Origin of the sequence: Pseudidiomarina sp. WS423 (assembly GCF_050750165.1) — a bacterium.
Classification (GTDB): domain Bacteria; phylum Pseudomonadota; class Gammaproteobacteria; order Enterobacterales; family Alteromonadaceae; genus Pseudidiomarina; species Pseudidiomarina fusca.
In genome coordinates this window covers 75,077-96,843 of sequence record NZ_JBOJLN010000008.1, presented here as the reverse complement: position 1 = coordinate 96,843, position 21,767 = coordinate 75,077, and the positions used below count along the sequence as shown (strand labels likewise).

The 21,767-nt window shown below is 48.7% G+C and carries 18 protein-coding genes; 10 read left to right on the top strand and 8 right to left on the bottom strand.

The window, feature by feature from the left end; all coding sequences use genetic code 11:
* Positions 1–2 precede the first annotated feature (2 nt).
* Positions 3–1,376 carry a diguanylate cyclase gene (locus ACQ661_RS08585; protein WP_431668157.1) on the bottom strand — a complete coding sequence of 458 codons (1,374 nt, stop codon included), beginning with the start codon at positions 1,374–1,376 and terminating at the stop codon, positions 3–5.
* Positions 1,377–1,524: 148 nt separating this feature from the next.
* Here ACQ661_RS08585 and ACQ661_RS08580 point away from each other — a divergent pair, with 148 nt between their 5' ends.
* The 3 genes from ACQ661_RS08580 to ACQ661_RS08570 are packed head-to-tail and all read left to right on the top strand — an operon-like array spanning position 1,525 to position 4,595.
* Positions 1,525–2,142 carry a glutathione S-transferase family protein gene (locus tag ACQ661_RS08580; RefSeq protein WP_153826930.1) on the top strand — a complete coding sequence of 206 codons (618 nt, stop codon included), beginning with the start codon at positions 1,525–1,527 and terminating at the stop codon, positions 2,140–2,142.
* A gap of 3 nt (positions 2,143–2,145) precedes the next feature.
* Complete coding sequence (locus ACQ661_RS08575) at positions 2,146–3,654, top strand: flavin-containing monooxygenase (protein WP_110075559.1); 1,509 nt, start codon at positions 2,146–2,148, stop codon at positions 3,652–3,654.
* The gene (locus ACQ661_RS08570; RefSeq protein WP_153826928.1) at positions 3,651–4,595 is read left to right on the top strand and encodes an alpha/beta fold hydrolase; all 945 of its coding nucleotides are present in this window, start codon (positions 3,651–3,653) and stop codon (positions 4,593–4,595) included. Before ACQ661_RS08575 ends, ACQ661_RS08570 begins: the two co-directional genes overlap by 4 nt.
* Before the next feature lies 1 nt (position 4,596).
* On the opposite strand, the gene ACQ661_RS08565 is transcribed toward ACQ661_RS08570, so the two are convergent.
* Genes ACQ661_RS08565 through ACQ661_RS08555 form a run of 3 tightly spaced genes read right to left on the bottom strand, consistent with a single transcriptional unit; the run spans position 4,597 to position 6,046 of the window.
* Complete coding sequence (locus ACQ661_RS08565) at positions 4,597–4,950, bottom strand: DUF6694 family lipoprotein (protein WP_110075557.1); 354 nt, start codon at positions 4,948–4,950, stop codon at positions 4,597–4,599.
* Positions 4,951–4,979: 29 nt separating this feature from the next.
* The gene (locus ACQ661_RS08560; protein WP_431668156.1) at positions 4,980–5,570 is read right to left on the bottom strand and encodes a TIGR00730 family Rossman fold protein; all 591 of its coding nucleotides are present in this window, start codon (positions 5,568–5,570) and stop codon (positions 4,980–4,982) included.
* On the bottom strand, positions 5,567–6,046 hold the full coding sequence (locus ACQ661_RS08555) for an EVE domain-containing protein (RefSeq protein WP_431668155.1): 480 nt from the start codon (positions 6,044–6,046) through the stop codon (positions 5,567–5,569). Before ACQ661_RS08555 ends, ACQ661_RS08560 begins: the two co-directional genes overlap by 4 nt.
* A 129-nt stretch (positions 6,047–6,175) precedes the next feature.
* Between ACQ661_RS08555 and ACQ661_RS08550 the strand changes: the two genes are divergently transcribed.
* A complete protein-coding gene (locus tag ACQ661_RS08550; RefSeq protein WP_431668154.1) occupies positions 6,176–6,814 on the top strand; it encodes a biliverdin-producing heme oxygenase in 639 nt (212 codons plus the stop codon).
* 32 nt (positions 6,815–6,846) lie between these two features.
* The gene (locus ACQ661_RS08545; protein WP_431668153.1) at positions 6,847–9,504 is read left to right on the top strand and encodes an EAL domain-containing protein; all 2,658 of its coding nucleotides are present in this window, start codon (positions 6,847–6,849) and stop codon (positions 9,502–9,504) included.
* Here ACQ661_RS08545 and ACQ661_RS08540 read toward each other — a convergent pair.
* Genes ACQ661_RS08540 through ACQ661_RS08525 form a run of 4 tightly spaced genes read right to left on the bottom strand, consistent with a single transcriptional unit; the run spans position 9,490 to position 12,085 of the window.
* Positions 9,490–10,779, bottom strand: coding sequence for an anti-phage deoxyguanosine triphosphatase (locus ACQ661_RS08540; protein WP_153826924.1), 1,290 nt, complete (start codon positions 10,777–10,779; stop codon positions 9,490–9,492). The two genes, ACQ661_RS08545 and ACQ661_RS08540, sit on opposite strands and share 15 nt — an antisense overlap.
* The gene (locus ACQ661_RS08535) at positions 10,776–11,507 is read right to left on the bottom strand and encodes a class I SAM-dependent methyltransferase (protein ID WP_228759544.1); all 732 of its coding nucleotides are present in this window, start codon (positions 11,505–11,507) and stop codon (positions 10,776–10,778) included. The genes ACQ661_RS08540 and ACQ661_RS08535 overlap by 4 nt, the downstream gene beginning before the upstream one ends.
* The gene (locus ACQ661_RS08530) at positions 11,488–11,607 is read right to left on the bottom strand and encodes a diguanylate cyclase domain-containing protein (protein WP_162014569.1); all 120 of its coding nucleotides are present in this window, start codon (positions 11,605–11,607) and stop codon (positions 11,488–11,490) included. The genes ACQ661_RS08535 and ACQ661_RS08530 overlap by 20 nt, the downstream gene beginning before the upstream one ends.
* Entirely contained in the window at positions 11,600–12,085 is a 486-nt protein-coding gene (locus ACQ661_RS08525) for a YajQ family cyclic di-GMP-binding protein (RefSeq protein WP_153826923.1), read from the bottom strand. Before ACQ661_RS08525 ends, ACQ661_RS08530 begins: the two co-directional genes overlap by 8 nt.
* 171 nt (positions 12,086–12,256) lie before the next feature.
* On the opposite strand from ACQ661_RS08525, the gene ACQ661_RS08520 reads away from it, so the two are divergent.
* The 5 genes from ACQ661_RS08520 (at position 12,257) to ACQ661_RS08500 (ending at position 21,745) form a co-directional block, all read left to right on the top strand.
* A complete protein-coding gene (locus ACQ661_RS08520; protein WP_431668152.1) occupies positions 12,257–16,843 on the top strand; it encodes an EAL domain-containing protein in 4,587 nt (1,528 codons plus the stop codon).
* Positions 16,844–18,289 carry a hypothetical protein gene (locus ACQ661_RS08515; protein ID WP_431668151.1) on the top strand — a complete coding sequence of 482 codons (1,446 nt, stop codon included), beginning with the start codon at positions 16,844–16,846 and terminating at the stop codon, positions 18,287–18,289.
* A gap of 98 nt (positions 18,290–18,387) precedes the next feature.
* Positions 18,388–19,317 carry an alpha/beta fold hydrolase gene (locus ACQ661_RS08510; RefSeq protein ID WP_431668150.1) on the top strand — a complete coding sequence of 310 codons (930 nt, stop codon included), beginning with the start codon at positions 18,388–18,390 and terminating at the stop codon, positions 19,315–19,317.
* Positions 19,311–20,378, top strand: coding sequence for a hypothetical protein (locus tag ACQ661_RS08505; RefSeq protein ID WP_431668149.1), 1,068 nt, complete (start codon positions 19,311–19,313; stop codon positions 20,376–20,378). The genes ACQ661_RS08510 and ACQ661_RS08505 overlap by 7 nt, the downstream gene beginning before the upstream one ends.
* A gap of 83 nt (positions 20,379–20,461) precedes the next feature.
* Positions 20,462–21,745 carry an O-acetylhomoserine aminocarboxypropyltransferase/cysteine synthase family protein gene (locus ACQ661_RS08500; RefSeq protein WP_313933151.1) on the top strand — a complete coding sequence of 428 codons (1,284 nt, stop codon included), beginning with the start codon at positions 20,462–20,464 and terminating at the stop codon, positions 21,743–21,745.
* Positions 21,746–21,767: the final 22 nt, after the last annotated feature.

Here is a 21,767-nt window from a genome sequence, read left to right as displayed (position 1 = left end):
CTTTATTGTGCTAACTCTAGGCGGTTTCGACCCTGTTGTTTGGCACGATACAAAGCTTGGTCAGCTGCTTTCAGTAGCAATTGATAATCGGGATGGCCAGCAAAAGCTGCTAATCCCATACTTACGGTTACCTTAAGCTGCTGCTCGTTGGGTAATAAGAATACTTCTTTTTCTATGACTTTGCGGACCTTTTCGGCCACATTTTGCGCACTATTTACATCCGTATCGACAATCACCAGCAAAAACTCTTCACCACCCATCCTAAACACAAAGTCACCACTGCGACTGTTGTTCATCAAAAGAGTGCTTACTTGTTGCAGTACCATATCACCTACTTCGTGGCCATAATTGTCGTTCACCTGTTTAAAGTGATCGACATCTACTAGCACTAACGCAAAGGATGACTGTTGGCTGCGCGCATGCTCAATTTCACGGGTGAGCACGGTCGGCAAGAACTTGCGATTTAACAAGCGAGTAAGCACATCGCGGCCACTCTCAAGTTCGCTGCTGCGGCTAAAAATATCTTCCAACCAGAAGCGGATTTTTTGTACTTCTTCACGCAAGAGTTTGAGCTGATCTAAACGTTGCTCTGCACTCAGATTAGCTAAGCCAAATACTGGTAACAGCACCTCATCGATAGTTGTCATGCTGTCGGCTATATCGCGTACTTCTGCGTAATCATGAAAGGCATGGGTGCCTTTATGTCGAAACCACAAGCCAAAATCTGAACCCGCAAGAGTCGACAGGGGCTGGCCTCCCGCACCGAGTGCAAATTCAAACATCAGACGGTTTTCCCAATCCAAAACCGCTGCTTTCTGACGTTCGCGTTCAGTTGCAAGATTCTGTGTCATTGAAAAGAGCCGATAGGCTTCATCACTGCGGGTCTTCTTTTCCGTGGCTAGGGCATAGGCTTGGCTCATAACCTCCATCGCCATATCAAGTCGGGCATCAAAAAAGTGCGTAAGCGTTTTGCTGGATACTAGCGTATTAGTATTTTGCAGGGCTAGTTCGCTGAACGAACGCTTAAGCAAGCGAGCACCGCGTAACACCAAATGCATGGGTATTTTAAGTCGCGCATGCACATCACCTATCTGTAATTGATGGGCAATAGAGGCCTGCAACGTACTTGTCGTTTGGCTGCCAAATAAGTTATGTAACCAGCTCTGTAAGGAACTATGTAGTTTGTTTTTGACCTGCTGATGCGATAGAAATACTGCCGCCTCGGTATCCGTAAGCAGGCCACTATAGAAAGCGTCGGCGAGGGCTTGGCGGTGCGTTTCAACTAGCTCTAAGGTAGTTTGTAACAGCGAACTTGGGGCATGTTCAATTTGCTCATGCCATTCTTGAATAACTTGCTGATTGATAACTCTATGCACGGCTCTATTCCAACATCGATAGAATGAAAATGGCGTTTAAAAAGAAGGTTATAGTACCAAAGTTAAGCTAATTAGTCTGGTACAAAACCACAAACAATGTAATGCTATGTAGCAGCTTAAAAAAGCCACAAATAAGAGGAACTAACAGATGAAATTATATGAAACAGCAACGGCTCCAAATCCGCGTCGCGTACGCATGTTTATGGCCGAAAAAGGTCTTTTAGAGCAGGTTGAATGCATTGAAATTGATTTAGCTAAAGGCGAGAACCTGACTCCTGAATTTGTGGCTCGTAACCCGATGAAAAAAGTACCTGTGTTAGAACTTGATGATGGTACTTGTTTGGCTGAAACCATGGCGATTTGTCGTTATGTTGAAGAAGCCCACCCTGAAACACTACCGCTGTTAGGAACTAGCCCAAAACAAAAAGCATTGATTGAGCAATGGCTACGCTGGATTGATTTCTATTTTATGATGCCAGTGGGCATGTGCTTTCAACATACTTCCGGTTACTTCAAAGATCGGATGACGTGTTTCCCGGAATATGGCCAAGATTGCCATGGTAAAGCGCAAGAATTTATGGCGTTTTTGGATCAGCATTTAGCCACACATGATTATTTGGTAGGAGATGAGTTTAGCGCTGCTGATATCAATGCTTTTGCGACCTTAGCGTTCGCTCGTGTGGTTAAACTACGCGCAGATAGTAGTCTGCCGAATCTCAGTGCTTGGTACGAGCGGATAGCAGCTCGCCCCTCAGCAAAAGTCTAACCGATGACGGCAGGTAGCTCAGTCGCTAAGCCCATTAGCGTTGCCATCATCGGGACTGGTTTTGGCGGCCAAAGTGCCGCCATTCAGTTGCTCAAACGTGGTCAGCAAGATTTTGTGATGCTGGAACGGCGTTCATTCATGGGCGGCACTTGGTGCCAGAATAGTTATCCAGGCGCGCAAGTAGATGTGCAGTCGCCACTCTATTCGTTGGCGAGTGAGCCTTATGTGTGGTCGCAAATGTTTGCGAAACAGCCCGAGCTGGCTGCCTACACCGAGCAAGTGATTGAGAAGTACCAACTGCGAGATAAAACTCAATTAGAAAGCCAAGTAACTGAGTTGCGCTGGCTAGCAGAGCAGCAATGCTGGCAGCTGACCATAGCGAATAAGCCGGCGGTGTATGCGCGCTCAGTGATTTGCGCGCAAGGGCCACTAAGTAATGCGGTTATTCCTGACTTTAAAGGGCGTGAGCGCTTTCAAGGGGTGAGTTTTCATACCAACCAGTGGCGTCATGACGTGTCTTATCAAGGTAAACGGGTCGCCGTGATTGGCTCGGGTGCTAGCGCTGCCCAAGTTATTCCTAGTATTGCCAATGAGGTTGCGCAGTTGCATGTGTTTCAGCGTTCACCACACTGGGTGATGCCCCGCCCAGATCGAGTTTTTGGACCCGTAGCACGGCGTCTACTCGCCACTAAGTTGGGTTATCAAACTCTGCGCAAAGCTATTTATTGGGGGCTTGAGTGGCGGGTTTTAGCGTTTAAATATTCCCATTCACTGATTAAGTTCTTTGCTCAGCGTAAAGCACTTAAACATCTACGTTCACAAGTACAAGATGCCGAACTGCGGGCAAAATTGACGCCAGATTACACCATCGGTTGTAAACGTATTATTGTGTCAAATACGCTGTACCCGGCGTTACAACTGCCGCAGGTGAGTTTGCATGACAAGCACGATGCGATAGCCGAAATCAACGAGCGCGGTATCGTTACCCAGCAGGGGCAGCAGATTGACCTAGACCTGATTGTCTATTCAACCGGCTTTGATGCCACCGATGGGGCGATTGGTTTTGAGATTATTGGGCGTGATGGCAAATCGTTGCAGCAGGCTTGGCAACCTTTTCCGCATGCCTATTTAGGTACCTGTTTGCCGCAATTCCCCAATTTGTACTTGGTGACCGGGCCCAATACAGGTATTGGTCATACGTCCGCGATTTTTGTGATTGAGTCACAGCTAAAGTACATCATGAGCTGTTTAGATCACCTGCGCCAACAACAGGCCACGGCAATTGAAGTAAAAGCAGATGCTGAGCAACATTATACCAGTATGATTCATCGCGAAATGAAGAAAACTGTGTGGCACAGCGGTGGCTGTAACAGTTGGTACAAGAGCAAAAGTGGGCATGTGATCGCCATGTTCCCTGGCTTTAGTTTTACCTTCAGGTGGATGGCCAGCCATTTTAAACCGCAACATCATCAGTTGCTTTATTCGGCCACAACATCGGAGCTATCCTCATGAAAAAAATCATTCCTGCGCTGATTCTCTTGTTGGGCGTGACTTGGCTTGCCACCCAAAGTCCAAGCGTTGGTTTGTGGGTGTATGACCAAACGGCCAAATTAGAAGCTCAGTGGTATGGCTTTAGCAAACGCACGGTGAAGCTAGATGAATTAGAGTTAGTGCTGTATGAGCGTCAAGCCGAGGTAGCTGCTGGCGAGCAAGCGCCGACGCTGGTGTTGTTGCATGGCTACACGGCCTCAAAAGAACTATGGCTGCGGTTTGCTAATCATCTAGACGCAGGCTATCGGGTACTGATACCTGATCTGGCCGGCCATGGTGAAACCGGATACCAACCCGAATGGTCTTATCGCGCCACGGCCCAGGCCGATCGTATCGCAGCACTATTGCAAGCGTTGCAGATAGACCAAGCAATTGTTGCCGGAAACTCGATGGGGGGCATGATTGCCGCTCATTTTGCGTTGCAATACCCAGCTCAAACTCAGGCTTTAATTGTGCTGGACCCTGCCGGTATCACGCCACCGCAACTTAGTGAAACCGAGGCTTTGTTTGCGGCCGGGCAATCGCCTTTTGAGATCGCTAATATTGACCAATTTATGCGGTTTTATCACCTGACTATGGCACAACCGCCGTTTGCACCCGAATTTGTACTGCGAGGTGTGGCAGAGCGTTATATTGAGCGCCGAGGTGCCTACGCACATATTGCGCAGGACTTCAGATTGCATGATAGTTTAGATGAGCGGTTGCCGCAGATTTCGGCACCCACTTTGATTATTTGGGGCGAACGCGATCGTATTCTGAGCGCGAGTGCTGCGCCTTTGTGGCAGCAGGGAATTGCCGCGAGTGAGTTATTGCTATTACCAGAAATTGGGCACATGCCGATGGTTGAACAACCGGCGATAACCGCCGCGCAAGTTGAAGCATTTTTAGCGCGGCGGCTCTAGTTTAATGACTTAATTGTTCGCGATATTTTTTCGCCATATCGCTTACTTGCTTCGCAGTTTTGCCGTCTAGCTCAGCCAGCACTTCTGCTTGCACTTCGTCTGGCGAGGCGTTGCCGCTACTCGACATTTTCACTAACTGAGCACTAACCACAATATTGCTCAGGTCCGCTTGAAACTGGCGTTTTTCTGCCGCTGTCATAGGTGCCGTTACTTCTTTTAATGAAGCTTCATAGGCTTGCTCAGACGATGTATCTAGGCGAGCAGCTGACGAGCCACCTAAGGATAAGCCGTCGCCGCAACCGATCAAACTAAGTGCAAGTAGGCCAGCAGTGAGTAATTTTACTAGGTTTGTCATAGGTCTTCCTTGTTGTCTATTTAGATAAGTTAAAGTTCTGATTTAGTAAGCCATTTAGTTACTGTAGGCGCCTCATAGGCATGCATTTGGGCAATCAGATCCGGTGCATTGCTATCATTTAACAGCAATTGCCGATGCACATCTTTAACAAAGCCTTGCGATACAGTGTTATCTAAAAAGGTTAGTAGGGCGGTGAAATAACCGTCCACATTCAAAAGAGCGCACGGTTTTTGGTGAAAGCCAAGTTGTGCCCAAGTGACGACCTCAAAAATTTCTTCAAGTGTGCCCATGCCGCCTGGCATCGCAATAAAGCCATCAGCAAGTTCGGCCATCATAGCTTTGCGCTCGTGCATGGATGTCACCACATGCAGTTGGGTTAGACCATGGTGAGCAACCTCTTTGTCGACCAGCGCTTGTGGCATAATGCCTATCACTTCACCGCCTTGCGCCAATACGCGGTCGGCAAGTTGTCCCATTTGCCCTACTTTGGCGCCGCCGTAGACCAATCGAATACCTTGCTCAACTAAGGTATCAGCAAGTTCGATGGTAGCGTCAGTGTACACTGGCGAAAAGCCAGGGTTAGAACCACAATAAACGCAAATGGTTGAAAGCTTAGTCATACTTCATCTTCCTTGTGGCGATTAGCGCGTTGATTAAGCGCTTCGCGTTGTTCAGAGCTAATAGGAACCACACTAAGGCGATTACCCTTGGCCACTAACGGGTGATCAGTAAAGGCCGGCATGGTTTTAATGGCAGCTAAGGGAATCACCTCAGTAAACCGTCTTATGTACTGTAAATCAACTGCCACCCAGCGTGGCTTATCATGCTGACTTTTGCTATCAAAATACGTTGAAGCAGAATCAAATTGCGTTGGATCTGGGTAGGCGGCACGCACCACACGTACCAGACCAGCAACACCAATCTTGGCACAGCTGGAGTGGTAGATAAATACTTCATCACCTATGTGCATGTCTTGCATGAAGTTGCGGGCTTGATAATTACGCACACCATCCCAGCGGATCACCGCTGCTGGCGTTTTGGCAAAATCATCAATGCTGCATTCGTCTGGTTCGGTTTTCATTAACCAATACTGCACGGGATAATCCTTGTTTGAACTTACTAGGTATCTTTATCGGTCACTCACTATAGCTAATAATTTATTGGCAGAATAGCCTGTTTCTGTCATGCTACTTTCATAAACAGGATGAATTTTGTACGCCAAACAATGACATCTTTACTTGAGCAACTACGCACAGCCACTGCTGCACTTCATAGCCACTTAGACCGACACACCATGATGTCGGAGTTGATGAGTGCGGATTTAACCGAAGCGCGCTATCGGCAGATACTACAACACATGTACCCTGCTCATCAGCAGTTAGAAGCGGCGGTGCAGCAGGGCGTGCAGGCGTTGCGGTTGGGCTATCCCTTGCAAGCCCGATTGGCTTGGCTTGATGATGATTTAATAAAACTGCAATGTGACATTCCTACAATGGCGGCCGTGAAGAATATGACGAACCAAGCCGAGCTCGCGCATTCAGAGACTATGGCACCCGTAGCCATCGGCTCGCTGCCAGCATTGGTTGGTTGGCTGTATGTTCTAGAAGGATCTCGTCTAGGGGCGGCAGTGATTGCCAAGCGCCTGCAACGCCAATTACCTAACTCACCTTGTAGTTTTTTTTCGCGTTCGATTGCGCCGCAGGCGTGGTCGCAATTTTTGCTGTTTGCACAACAGGTTGCCGCGGCAGACGCAGACGATGTGATTGAAGCAGCGCAACAAGCATTTAATAGCTATATTGAGCAGCTAAAGGCGCCATTAGGCGCACCATTAAGACTACCCAAGAGCGCCGAGTATGCAAACTAGCTTGAACCTTACTAAGTAAGCCATTGACTGTAATGATAGCCATTGAAAACAACCTATTATTGTTCATTTTTATCTTACTCATAGTCACTATGGCTACGGGTGCTGGCGCCTTGTGGTTTTGGTTGCGAGCACGTTATCAACAACGGTTATTGAAGCAGTGGGTACAGGCCAACTACGATACTTTGAGCAGTATTGCTACGGACCAACCGTTGGAGCAAAAACTATCGCGAATTTGTGCTCTGCTAGAATCACAAATTCCGTTTAGTTTAGCTTCGGTGATGGTAGTAAATGAGCAACGCACCAGTTTAAGTGCGGTGGCGACTGCGCGGCTACCTAAACCTTTGTTTGATGGCTTGCAAATGTTACCTATTGCTAACGGTGTGGGCGCCTGTGGCACGGCCGCTGCACAAGGGCATCCGGTGGTGGTTGCCAAGATGCATGAAGACACTCGATTTGAAGCCTTTATGCCATTAATTAAGCAGTTTAAGTTGAGCTCAGTTTGGTCCTTTCCAGTGTATACCGCCCAGCAGCAGCTCTTGGGTACTCTTGCGGTCTACTCCGAGCGCGAGCGGTTACCTAATCAGCAACAACGCGCCATCATTGAACGTAGCTGTGAGCTATTAGCCCTTGTGATGCAACAGCATCATGAACGCTTGGCGCGCGAACGCAGCGAGCAGCGGGCGAATTCATTGTTTGCCTACAACCCAGAGGCAGTGTTTACGTTAGATTTAGAGGGGCGTTTTACTAGTTTAAACGCCGCTGGTGAAGCCTTGGTGCAAGCTTCTGAGCGCGAAATATTGGGCCAGCGCTACGATGTGGTGGTACTTGAAGAAGACAAACAACGTACTCAGGAACATTTTCTCGCAGCTGTGGCGGGGCAGCCGCAGCGCTATGAGATCCGCATTTTAAATAGTGCGGGCCAGCTACGTACCCTCAATATTACCAACATGCCGATGAAGGTGAATCATCAGGTTGTGGGCGTGCATGGGATTGCAAAAGATGTAACCCAGCAACGCGACGATGAAGAGCGCTTGGTGTTGTTCCGCCGTTGCTTAGAATCAAGCACTGATGGCATTGTGATCAGTGATGCACGTAAACCGGGTTATCCCTTAATCTATGTCAATCCAGCGTTTACTCAAATTACCGGTTATTCAGAAGCAGAAATGCTAGGGGATAATTGCGATAAACTGCGCGGTCCGGATACGGATCTTGCTGCTATAGCCGAGATAGATGCTGCTATAGCTCAGCAAATTGAAGCTCGAACGGTGATTAAAAATTATCGTAAAGACGGCAGTATGTTTTGGAATGAATTACTGTTATCACCGGTACGCGATGACCAAGGTGAACTAACCCACTGGGTTGGAGTGCAAACAGATATTACCGAGCGGGTAGAGCGGGAACGTAGCCTCGCTTTTCATGCCAGCCATGATCCTTTAACAGGATTACCCAACCGCAGCATGTTAGAACAGTGTTTACAGCAAGCGCTAGCCGACGACTCCGCAGCTCTAGAATCAGTCTTTGTTTTATTTATTGATTTGGATGGCTTTAAGCCTATCAATGACAGCTTGGGTCATGAGTTTGGTGATGAAATTTTAGTGCAGACAGGGCAGCGTCTGCGTGCCGTATTACCAGCAGAAGACTTGCTGGCGCGCTTTGGTGGTGATGAATTTGTTGCTGTGGTTCAGAGCCAAACCTCAATTGCCGCAGTAACCCAGCTGGCGCAACGATTGCTCGATCAGTTCCTCCATCCCTTTGTGTTTGAACAAGCAGAAGTATCGTTATCGGCGGCGATTGGGATTGCTACTAACGACAGCAGTGTGCGTTATCCCAATCAGCTGATTCAACACGCCGATGTTGCTATGTATGAAGTTAAGCGCCGCGGTAGTAACGGTTTGCAGTGGTTCTCGCCAGTGTTTGATGAAGGTGCACAATTACAAATTCAGCGCCGTTCGCAGTTACAAGAAGCCATTGCGCAGCAACAATTTGAGTTGTTCTACCAGCCGATTGTAAGTGCGCAGGGGGCGATCCATGGGGTGGAAGCCTTGATTCGCTGGAAGCACCCAGAACAGGGATTTATCTCGCCAGCAGAGTTTATTCCATTAGCGGAAAAGACCGGCCAAATCATCGCCATTAGTGAGTGGGTACTTAATCAGGCTTGTATGGATAGCCAAACCTTACGTGAGGCTGGAGTGCCCCATGTGGCGGTGAACTTCTCGCCGATGCAGTTTTATCGTGATGATTTTGTTGAGTCGGTAGAGCGAATCATTAAGCCGTATAACTTACGTCCCGGGCAACTGGTGGCAGAAATTACAGAAAATGTCTTAATGCGCGATAGCAGTCATATCTTTGAGATTTTGCAGCAACTACGCGAGTTGGGGCTGGACATAGCGTTAGATGATTTTGGTACCGGCTATGCAAGCTTGAGCTATTTAACTCGGATACCAGCGCAACGTTTAAAAATAGACCGCAGCTTTATTGACAATATTCATCAGAATACAGCCAATGCGGCTATCACCCGAGGCATCTTAACCATGGCCGCGGAGCTTGGCATAGCGACCGTAGCCGAGGGCGTAGAAACCGAGGCGGAGCAAGCTTATTTACAGCGCTACGCCTGTGATTACATGCAAGGTTACTTATTCTGCAAACCACTGCCGCTGCCAGAATTACTGGCTTGGCTAAACCATAAATAAATTGCGGTACATACGTTCTGCATAATCGTCGGTCATCCCGGCTACGTAGTCGCACAAAATACGATCGGCAGCAGTTGGGCCCCCTTGGCTGCCAGCTTGTAACCAGCGGGTGCGGGTATTGCGTGGCAACAGGCGCTCTGGCTCAGTGTGCAAAGCAGTAAATAAATCTAGCAGCATGTTCTGACTACGATAGCGTAATTGCTGAATCGCTGGGTCGTTAATTACATGCTCAAACACCACACTTTTCAAACTATTGAGTAACAGGCGTTCAGCCTCCGGTAAGGTTGCATTATAAGCAATCAAAGGTTGCTCAGCTGCTTCTAGCACCTGCTCTAAGCGAATTGCGGTAACAAAAATATTCACCATAGCGCCAATGGCATTTTTACGCAGATGATGTTCGTTGGCAAAAAGCTGTTGGCCAAGTTGCTGCATAAGTGCTGCCAACTCGTTCGGTAGCTGCACCAAGATTTGGTCAAGATGGCCATGCCATTGGCTTTCATTTAAGGTGCCTGTTACCACCGCATCTTCTAAATCATGCACGCCATAGGCGATATCATCGGCCAGCTCCATCAGGCTCGCATCCAAAGACTTGTGCAGTGAGCGTTGCCATGGCGATTGAGGTAACTGTTGCACTTGTTGGAACAGTTCACGGTCTTGGTTGCTGAGTGGGTCTAACACCCAGTCGAGCAGGTCGGCATCACATGCAAACAATGCTTTTGCTGGCTTAAACTGGCTCAGGCTGATTGGCTGCGAGGTTGCCGGCGGCGCCGACAAAGGCGGCATCAAAACCGGATATTTTAACAGCCCCAGCAGGGTACGGCGGGTTAAATCCATCCCATGCTGCGGGTGGTAAGCTTCGAGTTTGCCCACGATTCGAAACGTTTGGCCATTGCCCTCAAACCCACCTGCCCCCAACATTTTATAATTGAGCGCCGTTTCACCACCATGACCAAACGGGGGGTGGCCGATATCATGGGCTAAACAAAGGGTTTCCATTAAGTTGAGATCAGGCAGCATAGCGGCTAATTCTGGCGCGCTGACCTGTTGCAACTGATTGATCAGTGAGGCGCCGATTTGTGCGGCTTCAAGGGAGTGGGTTAGGCGCGTTCGATAAAAGTCGTTTTCACCCACGTTCATGATTTGGGTTTTCGACTGTAACCGACGAAACGCAGCTGAATGGAGTACGCGGGCGCGATCACGCTGCCAAGCGGTGCGTAAATCACCGGGACGTGGCTGCGGGCCACCGGAACGTCGTTGTTGCCAAATTGCTGTCATGGGTGCTTATCCGTTAAGGGTTTACGCAATAGTACAACATCGCGCGGATGAAGGTGAAGCTGCAAGCCATGCTGGTGTGCCCAGCAACGAAAAGTCTGCTCGTGAAAAAAGCTGATATGGGTAGGGTCATGGCGATACCGCCAGCCAGCAAAGCGTTCTAGTGCGGTCCAGCGTTGGGTCATGATGGCCAACCAGCCACCGGGTTTAAGACAGTCCAACAATTGCTGCATTACAAGGCCCGGTTGGGTGAGGTGTTCGACCACCTCGGTGCAGGTGATAAAATCGTATTGGTGCTGTAACAGTTCCGGCTGATAGGCATAGTAGAGATCGTAGTTGGCACAGTGATGACCGTGATCGTTAAGCATGGATGCTAATGTAGGGCCAGGTCCACAACCAAAATCTAATCCTTGTGCTGGCTTTTGATGAGTTTGCTGCAGTTGGGCTACCAGCGGCTGCACTAAGCGGTCTAAAAAGGTGCGATAGCCGACATCTGCGGGACTATTTTGATGCAAGTCGTATTCGGCTTTTTCTTGCTCAGCAGTGAGTTGATCGGCTGCTGCGACATGGATTAATTGGCATTGTTGGCAATGCCAATAGCGACGCCCCGTGAGTGCGCCTTTTGCCTGTTGGTAACATAGCTTAGTGGCAACTGCAGCACATAATGGACAAGCCGGCCCGGCTTGCATGGCTGGCATCATCATTTGGCCATCAGGGCAACGGGCATACATGTACGCAATTACGTCCCGCTGCTTTGGCGTTATACATAGCTTGGTCGGCTTGGCGCATGAGGTCTTGCCAGTCGCGCGGCAGTGCTGACTTATCAGTCACGGAAGTTTTCATATTGCAAGGGTTGCTCTATGTCTGATTGACGTAGCAAGGCAATGGCTTCTTGTAAGTCATCGCGTTTTTTACCAGTAACTCGCACTTTGTCCCCCTGAATAGAACTTTGTACTTTGATTTTGCTGGCTTTAATTAATTGCGTGATTTTTTTAGCTAAAGGCTGATCAATGCCTTGTTTAAAGTTGATGGTTAAGCTAAAAGTTTTACCACTGTGAGTAGGTTCATCAGGTATGTCACAGCCGGCTAAACTAATGTTACGTTTAGCGCAATGATTATTAAAAATGTCCTGAATTTGGCGTACCTGAAAATCGGACTCTGAAGTTAAGGTAACGTTTAACTCTTGCTGCTCGATGGTGGCTAGAACCCCACGAAAATCAAAGCGTGTAGTGAGTTCACGGGTGGCATTATCCACGGCGTTTTTCAGTTCAACTTTGTCTATTTCAGACACAACATCAAAACTTGGCATGACAAAAATCTCATCGGTTAGTAAGTTGGTGCAGGTTGGGTTCGTATTTAAGTGTGCGAACTTGGACTGCAGTAATGATAGAATATTTGTTAAATATGCGCAGCATTATTTGTCAAAATACCAAGTTCCGCATATAACTGTTAACAACGGCTAGTAAAATTAAGGAGACGTATGGCAGCACATGGAAAGCCCATGATTGTGATAGGTATTGGCGCCTCGGCCGGTGGATTAGAAGCCGTGAGTGCGCTCATTCATGATTTGGACGCTAAACTGCCTGCGTGTTATGTGGTGTTGCAGCACTTATCGCCAACCCACAAAAGCATGATGCCCGAAATTTTGGCACGTGGAACCAATCTTTCTGTGATGTCCTTGCAGCGCTCAACCAAGCCCCGTAGTGGCACCATCTATGTGGTGCCACCTAATAGTAATGCTATCTACCAAGACGGTCGCATCGAGCTGACGCCGGTTAAACCTGAAATCTCTCCCAAACCCTCGGTGAATATGTTTTTTAAAACCCTTGCTGAAGAAATGGGAGACCGTGCCATTGGGGTGGTGCTGTCGGGGACAGGTAGCGATGGTACCTTAGGCCTTCGAGCGATTCAGGCTGAAGGCGGGGTGACCATTGTGCAAGACCCTGCTACGGCCAAATATGCGGGTATGCCACAGTCGGCGATTGACGCGGGCTGTGCTGATTTTGTCTTAACGCCAGCAGCGATAGCCGCACAAATGCCAGAGTTTATTCGCATGCATTTGAGCGATGACAATAGTATTTCGGAGCAGGTTCTAGAGCGGGTTGTCGAGCTTTTAAAAGAACGCAAACAACTCGACTTTAGTGGTTATAAGACGGGTACTATGGCGCGCCGCATTCAACGTCGAATTGTAGCGACGGGTGCGGGGCGGGTTAAAGATTACTTACACTTACTGCAAGAGCATGCCACCGAATTAGATGAATTAGCGCGGGATATTCTGATTTCGGTGACCTCATTTTTTCGCGATAAAGAGGCTTTTGAAAGCTTCAATGGCTTGTTAAAACAGCATTTGCAGCAGCATCAACAACAAGAATTGCGGATTTGGATAGCTGGCTGTGCCACAGGTGAAGAGGCATATAGTGTGGCTATGCTAGCCGCCGAGGCGCTGCAGCATCTTGACCAGCCACCCGGGGTGGTCATTTTTGCCACGGATCTCGATGAAGAAGCCCTGCGTATTGCCCGCCGTGGCGTGTATCCAACTGGAGCTCTAGCCGATATTCCACCACGTTTGCTGGAGCGTTACTTCAAGCCCTACAACGATCAGTTTGAGGTCAGTAAAAAGCTGCGTGATATGGTGGTGTTCGCTAAACACAATTTAGTATCGGATCCGCCTTTTATGCGGGTCGATTTTATTACCTGTCGCAATGTGCTGATCTATTTCTCGCCACAACTACAACGCAAGGTATTACAACGCTTTCATTTTGCTTTAGCTAATGACGGTGTGTTGTTTTTGGGGCGTTCTGAAAGTATCAGTCACGCTGAAGAATTCTTCAGTGTCAGCCATCGCCGCGATCGGCTCTACAGCAAATCGCCCGAGGTGACGGTTACGCCCGAGCTCACCCAAGCTCCTACCAGCGCCAAACCAAACTCCAGTAATCTGATGAAGGTTGATGCTGAGCAGTTGTTACACCATCTGCATCATTGGTTGCGCAATGTCCCCGCCGCAGCAGTGGTGTGCCAAGCCGATGGCATGGTGCTGCGGGCATTGGGGCGGGTCGACCGATTTTTTAAGCAGGGGCCTGCGGCTGAGCGCTTAACCGATTTGCCACTAGCCGCAGTAGAATTGCAGCAGCCGTTATCAGATGTGGGCTTGAACGCGATTGCTAAGGCGTTGCAGGGGCTGGCGCTGAAAGACATTATTCATCCCCGCTTTAGAACTGAACTTGGTAATTTGCTTAGTAACTACGATTGGACTGCCGAGCGTATGTTGGGGCAGACTCACCATGTGGCGGGAGAGCACTGGCAATTGATGGTGATGCCGCTAGCGCACGCTCAAACCAAGTTATTTATGGTCACTGTGTTGCCAGCCTTTATGCCCAATGCGCGTGAGCAAGCCCAAGAGTTAACCCGTAACTCAGCCGCAACCCAGCAGCTGTTGCAAGACGAATTGTTTGCGACCCGTGAGCATCTTCAAGCCATGGTAGAAGAGCTGGCTTCTTCTAATGAAGAAATGCAAAGCTTAAACGAAGAAATGCAAGCTTCTAACGAAGAGATGCAGGCCACCAACGAAGAGCTCGAGGCCGCCAACGAAGAGTTGCAAGCTACCAATGAAGAGCTGATTAGTCTTAACCAAGAACTGAACGTAAAAACAGCTGAGCTGATTGCTCTAAACGATGAATATGCTCATGTTTATGATGCTTTGGAATTTCCACTGTTGGTGTTTTATACCGATGGCAAACTACTGCGTTATAACGCTGCAGCACAGCGCCGACTAGCTTTGCGTGGAAATATGATAGGCCGTGATTTTGCTAAGCTAAAGCTGCCTCATTTTATTCAGAACGACGCCATTAAGTTGTTTGAGCAAGCCTACTCTGAGGGTGATACGGCCCAGCATGTGGTGCGAGGCCAGCAAGAGGTGGTACAAGTGACAGTCACGCCAGGGCTTAATCGACGTGGTGACGTGTATGCGGTGCTAGTGACCTTGATTGATGTCACCGAAATCACTCGCACTCAGGAGCAGTTACAGGCATCGCAACATCAGTTAGCGCAGATCATGGAAAATACCACCATGATATTGGCGTTGAAATCCCTTAACGGCGAGTACTCACTGATTAACCCAAGCTTTGAAAGCATGTTTAACCTAACCGCAGACGACGTATTAGGACGAACAGACTTTGATTTGTTTCCTCACGATTTTGCCGCCTCTATGCTTGAGTGTGATTTGCGTACGGTGCGCTCGTTGAAGTCGGTTACTCATGAACATCACTTAAACAATCAGCAAGGTCAGCAGGTGTATCGCACCGTGCATCAAGCGTTGTTGAACGAGCAGGGCAAAGCCTATGCCATTTTAATCGAGGCTGAGGATATTACGCTGCGCAAGAAAGCGGAGCAGCAATTACAAATCGCCGCACGAGTTTACGAACAAGCGGGCGAAGCGATTGTAGTGATGGATCAACAGGGGCTGATTCAGACCGTTAACTCTGCGTTTGAGCATTTAACTCAATTAGTTGAAGCTGATGCGCTAGAGAGTTGTTTTTGGAACTTGGTGTATTGCGAACGTGATGCCGAAAAGGCAGTACAAAGGATAACCACGGAACTCAGCCAAACCGGCTTTTGGCAAGGTGAAGTCTCATTAATGCAGCAGGGTGATGAGGCAGCTAGCAGTGTTGCGGTGTGGTTAACCATCAATAGAATCCAGTCACCAGAATTAGACAGATCTGCTTACGTTGCAGTGTTTGCTGATATTTCTAACTTAAAAGAGTCGCAGCGCAAAGCTGAGTATTTAGCCACCCACGATAGTCTGACCGCCTTACCTAATCGAACCTTGTTACAAGACCGCTTGGGTCATGCTATTGATGTGGCCAAGCGAGATAAATCAGCAGTGGCGTTATTGTTCATCGATCTGGATAACTTCAAGAACCTCAACGATACGCTCGGCCATGATGCCGGTGATGAGTTATTAATTCAGGCTGCAGAGCGCTTAAAGGCAGTTGTGCGAGAAGTGGATACAGTCGCTCGTTTAGGCGGTGACGAATTTACCATTGTGCTAGGTGATGCCACTTTGGGTGCGGCCGAACGCGTAGCGCGGCAAGCCTTGGAGGTATTAAGCCAGCCGTTTGTGATTCAACGGCATCGCCATTACATGAGCGGCAGTATTGGCATCGCTCTCTATCCGGATGATGGCGTGGATACCACCACCTTGATCAAGGCAGCCGATACTGCGATGTACCGTGCCAAGGATAACGGTCGAAATCGCTACGAATTGTATAAAGAAGAGTTGCAATCCCAGCTGTTACGCCACGCCGATGTTGAGAACAAATTACGCGAAGCCTTACGTCGTGGTGATTTGTATCTGGCCTATCAGCCTAAATTTAAAGTGGCTGAGCCTAATCTTATTGTCGGCGCTGAAGCTTTATTGCGCTGGCATCATGACGAGTTAGGACAAGTTAGCCCAGCTGATTTTATTGCCGTAGCGGAACAAAGTAATTTAATTGTCGATGTGGATTTTTATGTAGCCAGCGAGCTGATTCGACAACTAGCCAAATGGCAGCAGCAAGGTATTGATTATCCGGCGATGGCCTTAAATGTGTCGCCCAAGAGCTTTCAGCATGAGGGTTATGTTGACCTGATTTTACGTTTGTTGGAGCAATATAAAGTGCACTCGCTGATGATTCAGATTGAGTTAACCGAGCGTACTTTGGTATCGCAACGGAATTCTGAGTTAGGCAATATTGAACGCTTACGCAATGCGGGTATTCAGCTCAGTATTGATGATTTTGGCACGGGTTATTCGTCGATGAGTTATTTGAAGCGGCTGCCCCTCGCCGAGTTGAAAATCGATAAGAGCTTTGTGGATGGGTTAGCGCAAGAAGCCAACGATGAAGCTATTGCTAAGGCCATTTTAGCGATGGCCCAGGCCTTAGATATTCGTACCGTAGCTGAAGGTGTTGAAACGAAACAGCAATTAGATTGGTTAGCGACTTACGGCTGTGACTATGCGCAAGGCTATTTATTGGCGAAGCCAATGAGTGCGGATGACTTTGTGAAGCTATTGAAAGGAAGCAAATAAATGGTAACTAGCGGTGGATTTATTCAAGCCTGTGAGCAAGAACAACTGCACTTGAGTGGCGCCATTCAAAGTTATGGTGCCTTGCTGATTGCGAACAAAAAGACTATTCAGATCACTCATTTATCAAGCAATATTAGCGATTTTATTAGTGATTTTGATGAGCATTCGGTGGGCCATTTGGTACCAGAAATTTTAGAAGGGCTGATCCAAAATTTTAACGGCACAACGCAGTTTTATGAGAATGAGCTACAGGGGATTAACAGCCGTTTAGACGTTATTTTGAATGCAGTTGATGAGCAACATGTGGCCATCGAATTGGTCCCTAGTTTGCCGCATGTGCGCTTGCAGTCAGCAGTCAAGGTGTTGACACCTAGCATCGAGAGTGATGCTGTGCTCAATTCAGTTCGGCAGCAGTTAGTTGACTATATCGCCGAACTGACTGGTTTTGAACGAGTGATGTATTACGAGTTTCTACCCTCGGGCGATGGCGAAGTCATTGCCGAGAGTTGTCAACGTGAGGGCATGGGGAGTTACCTCGGGTTAAGGTTTCCAGCCAGTGATATCCCACAGATTGCTCGCGACTTGTACTTAAAAACGCCGTGGCGGGCAATTTATGATGCCAGTGCGCCAACAGCTTCAGTGATGGGGCATTTTACCCCAGACCTTACTCACAGCCATTTGCGCAGTGTCTCGCCGGTTCATATTCAATACATGCGCAATATGGGCGTCATGAGCTCCGTTAGCTGGTCCATTATTGGGCGTAACGAGCTATCCGCGTTACTTTCTATACACGATGCTGAAGCTAAGGCAATTCCCTTACCTGTGATGCAACATTTGTGGGAAGTGATCGCCCAATTTAACCTTATGTTGCGCGAGTTTGCTGCGCGTAAACGGATGAATCTACATGCGCGCATGCAAGAGCAGTTGAATAAACTCCAAGTGCGAATCAATAGTGCCGAGAGCTTCAGCGATGTTTGGCCGCAGCTAAGTGCCTGGTTGATGAAAGAGTTTAAGCTACAAGGGGTGCTATTGGTGCATGCTAACGAACAATTCACAGCAGGTACTCTACAACTAGAACCCCATGCTTTCAAACAGGTGCAAACGATGCTTTTAAACAGCAAAGAAATGCTGTGGCAAACGGATAACTTGCTCGGTGTGTTACCAGCTATTGAATTGAGTGAAGTGGCTGGCGTTGCCGCGCTTAATGCATTGCCGCAGAGCCAGCAGGGGTTTCAATTATACCTGTTGCGGAGTTGTGAAACCTATCAGATTTCGTGGGGTGGACGGCCTGATAAGCCGCACGAGCAACAAGGTGAGCTGGCTATTTCACCTCGCCGATCCTTTGAGAAGTGGATAGAAACACGGTTATCTTTCAGTATGCCTTGGAGTGAGGATACTCGACTAAAGCTGATGAAACTGCGGTTACTGCTACAATTACTCAAATAACTTATGGATGTCTAAACGTCTATATTGATAAAGGTCCAAAACCGCGTTAAAGTAGCCCGCAATGGGTGTTTACCTGATCGCAGTTGAAGGACCTTTGTATGTTATCCACACCATGGCCTGTCGCCATAACTCACCAGTGTCAGTTACCAAACGGGGTACTCTACGTTAACGAATACGGTGCTAGGACGGCTCCTGCGCTGCTAATTTTGGGCGGGATTTCCGCTACCCGTGATGCTATTACCGCAGCGGGTGATGGTTGGTGGCAAGGGTTAGCTGCAGCCATTCAGAGCAATCACTGGCGTGTTTTTACCTTGGATTATGGCGGTGGCAATGGTGACTCTAGCATAGCCGAGGCACCGACCTCGATTGCGGCGCAAGCACAACTTTGTGCCAGCGCTTTGCAACAACTTGGAGTCACTGAACTAGCGGCAATTGTGGGTGGCTCTTACGGCGGTTTAGTTGGGCTGGAAATTCATCGCCAAGGGTTAATACCGGTACCACACTTGGCCATCATAGGTGCGGCTCATCGCCCTACCGCACAGGCCGTGATGTTAAGACATATTCAGCGTGAATTGGTCCGCCTAGGAGATGCCGCTGGCGTGCCAGCACGCGGGGCACAGCTCGCTCGAGCCTTAGCGATGCTCAGCTATCGTAGTGCTGATGCCATGGACCAGTTTTACCCGGATCCGCAAGCAGCGGTGGCTTATATCGAAAGCCGTGGACTGCGTACGGTAACCCGCTCGTTGCCTCGTACGCAGCAATTGTTTGAAGTTTTTGGGCCGGCGTTAGATAACTATCGAATTGATCCTGCCAGTATCACTGCAGCTACTTTATTGCTGGGTTTTGACAGTGATCAGCTGGTACCACCTGCGGTATTGCATGAATTTGCTAAGCAATTGCCCGACTGTCAGGGATGTTGGATAACGCCTTCAAGTTATGGCCACGATGGCTTTATCAAAGATACCGAGCGCTACGCTGAGTTACTGCGGCAGTTTTTACAGCAAGCCCTAGCGGAGGCATCATGCTAGCCATTATTGTTGTTGGCTGCGGCAATATTGGTCAAACTTGGCTGCAGCAGTTTGCGCCACATCTGCCAACAGTTGCCTACGTGAGCGCAGTGGCGAATACCCAAGGCTTGCGTTTATCGCAGCCGTTAGCGCAAGTTGCTCACAGCGATATTTCTCAGGGGCAGTATCAGCACCCTTATCAGGGCAATTCAGCGGATCAAGTGCGGGCGCATATCCAGAGGTTGCAGCAGCAAGGGCAGCAGGTTGTGGTGTTAGATTTAACCGCGAGTAAAGCTATCAGTAGGGCCTATCCTGCTTGGATTGCGGCTGGTGCTCATCTTATTAGTGCCAACAAATACGCCGGCTCAAGTCACCCTGATTATTATCGAGAAGTGATCAAGCAGCTTCAGCGTTATCAGCGCCATTGGCTTTACAACACTACGGTGGGTGCCGGTTTACCCATTCAGAAAGCGATTAATGAACGCTTGGCTTGCCATGATGAGCTAAAAGCGATGGAAGGCAATTTTTCAGGTTCGCTAAGTTGGGTGTTTCAGCAGTACCGCCCCGGCGATAAGCTCAGCGATTGGCTCCAGCAAGCTGCTGCGCAAGGCCTCACCGAACCTGACCCGCGCTTAGACCTGTCGGGAATGGACGTAGCGCGTAAACTACTGATCTTAGCGCGTGAAGCCGGCTGGCAACTGAAATTAGCGGATATCGAGGTGCATAATCTGGTACCACCGCCGCTGCGACAACTGTCATTAAAGGAATTTTGGCAGCAGCGCCATATACTCGATGATACCTTCGAACGTTGGCGGCTTGAGCATTACCCAGAGGCCACACAATTCTGTTACTTAGGTAGCGTGGCTTTGAACGAGCAAGGGCAGGTACAAGCAGCGGCTTCGTTGCAGCCAATTGCGGCTACGTCAAGCTATGCGCAGTTACCCCCAGGCAATGCAAACTTTATGATTCGGAGTCGTCAGTATTGGCATAATCCGTTAATTATTCAGGGCCCCGGAGCCGGTGCCGAAGTAACCGCTGCTGGTGTGCATAGCGATATTTTAGAATTGCTAAAGCGCTTATAAAAAAGACTTGCGTGTTGGTAAAATCCAATTATTATGGACGTCTAAACATCTAGAACTTTAAATGTCTATAATTGAGGTTTGCCATGACGACGACTCAGCATCCAGCTACTCTTGCTTTGCATCACGGCTTTTCTGCCGACCCAACCACCAAAGCGGTTGCCGTGCCCCTGTATCAAACCGCCGCTTTTGCTTTTGATGATGCACAGCACGGTGCCGATTTATTTGATTTAGCCGTACCCGGCAATATTTACACGCGCATTATGAATCCGACGACGGACGTGTTGGAGCAGCGCTTGGCTGCACTTGAAGGTGGAGTCGCTAGCTTAGCGGTGGCATCGGGAATGGCGGCCATTCACTATGCCTTAATTACGTTGGCTAAGCAGGGGGATAATATTGTTACCACCCCGCAAGTGTATGGTGGAACCTATACCTTGTTTGCGCATCAATTGCCGGCGTTGGGTATTGAAGTGCGCTTTGCAGCAAGCGATCAAGCTGCTGACGTCGCGGCGTTAGTGGATGCTAATACTAAGGCTATTTACTGTGAAAGTATCGGTAACCCTGCCGGCAATATTGCAGATATTCCAGCGTTAGCGGCGGTGGCTAATGAGCATGGCATTCCGTTGGTGGTTGATAATACGGTGGCCACACCAATCCTGTGTAAACCTATTGAGTTAGGTGCGCATATTGTGGTGCACTCACTCACCAAATACATCGGCGGTCATGGCACCACTATTGCTGGCGCTATTGTTGATGGCGGCACCTTTGATTGGTTGGCGGCAGCGCCAAAGTTTCCGCAGTTCAGTCAGCCAGAACCTGCTTATCATGGGGTGGTGTACACCGATGCGTTTGGCCCTGCTGCATTTATCGCACGGGTACGGACCGTAGCTCTGCGTAACACAGGCGCAGCTTTGTCGCCGTTTAATGCGTTTTTGATTCTACAAGGATTAGAAACGTTAGAGCTGCGCATGCAGCGTCATTGTGACAATGCCGCAAAAGTGGTGGCGTTTTTACAACAACATCCACAGGTGGCTTGGGTCAATTATGCCGGCAGCTCAGAGCATCCGCATTACCCACTAGCGCAACGTCTCATTCAAGGTGGCTTACCAGCAAGTCTGCTAACGTTTGGCGTGGCCGGCGGGTATGCCGCAGGAGTACGTTTTTACGATAGCCTGAAATTGTTCAAGCGCTTGGTTAACATTGGTGATACTAAGTCACTTGCTTGTCATCCAGCATCAACGACTCATCGCCAGTTAAGCGTTGAAGAGCAAGCCAAAGTAGGGGTTAAACCAGAAGCGATTCGTCTGTGTGTAGGAATTGAGCATATTGATGACATTTTGGCGGATTTAGAGCAGGCTCTGGCGCAATAGCGTTGCCGTTAGCATTATTAGT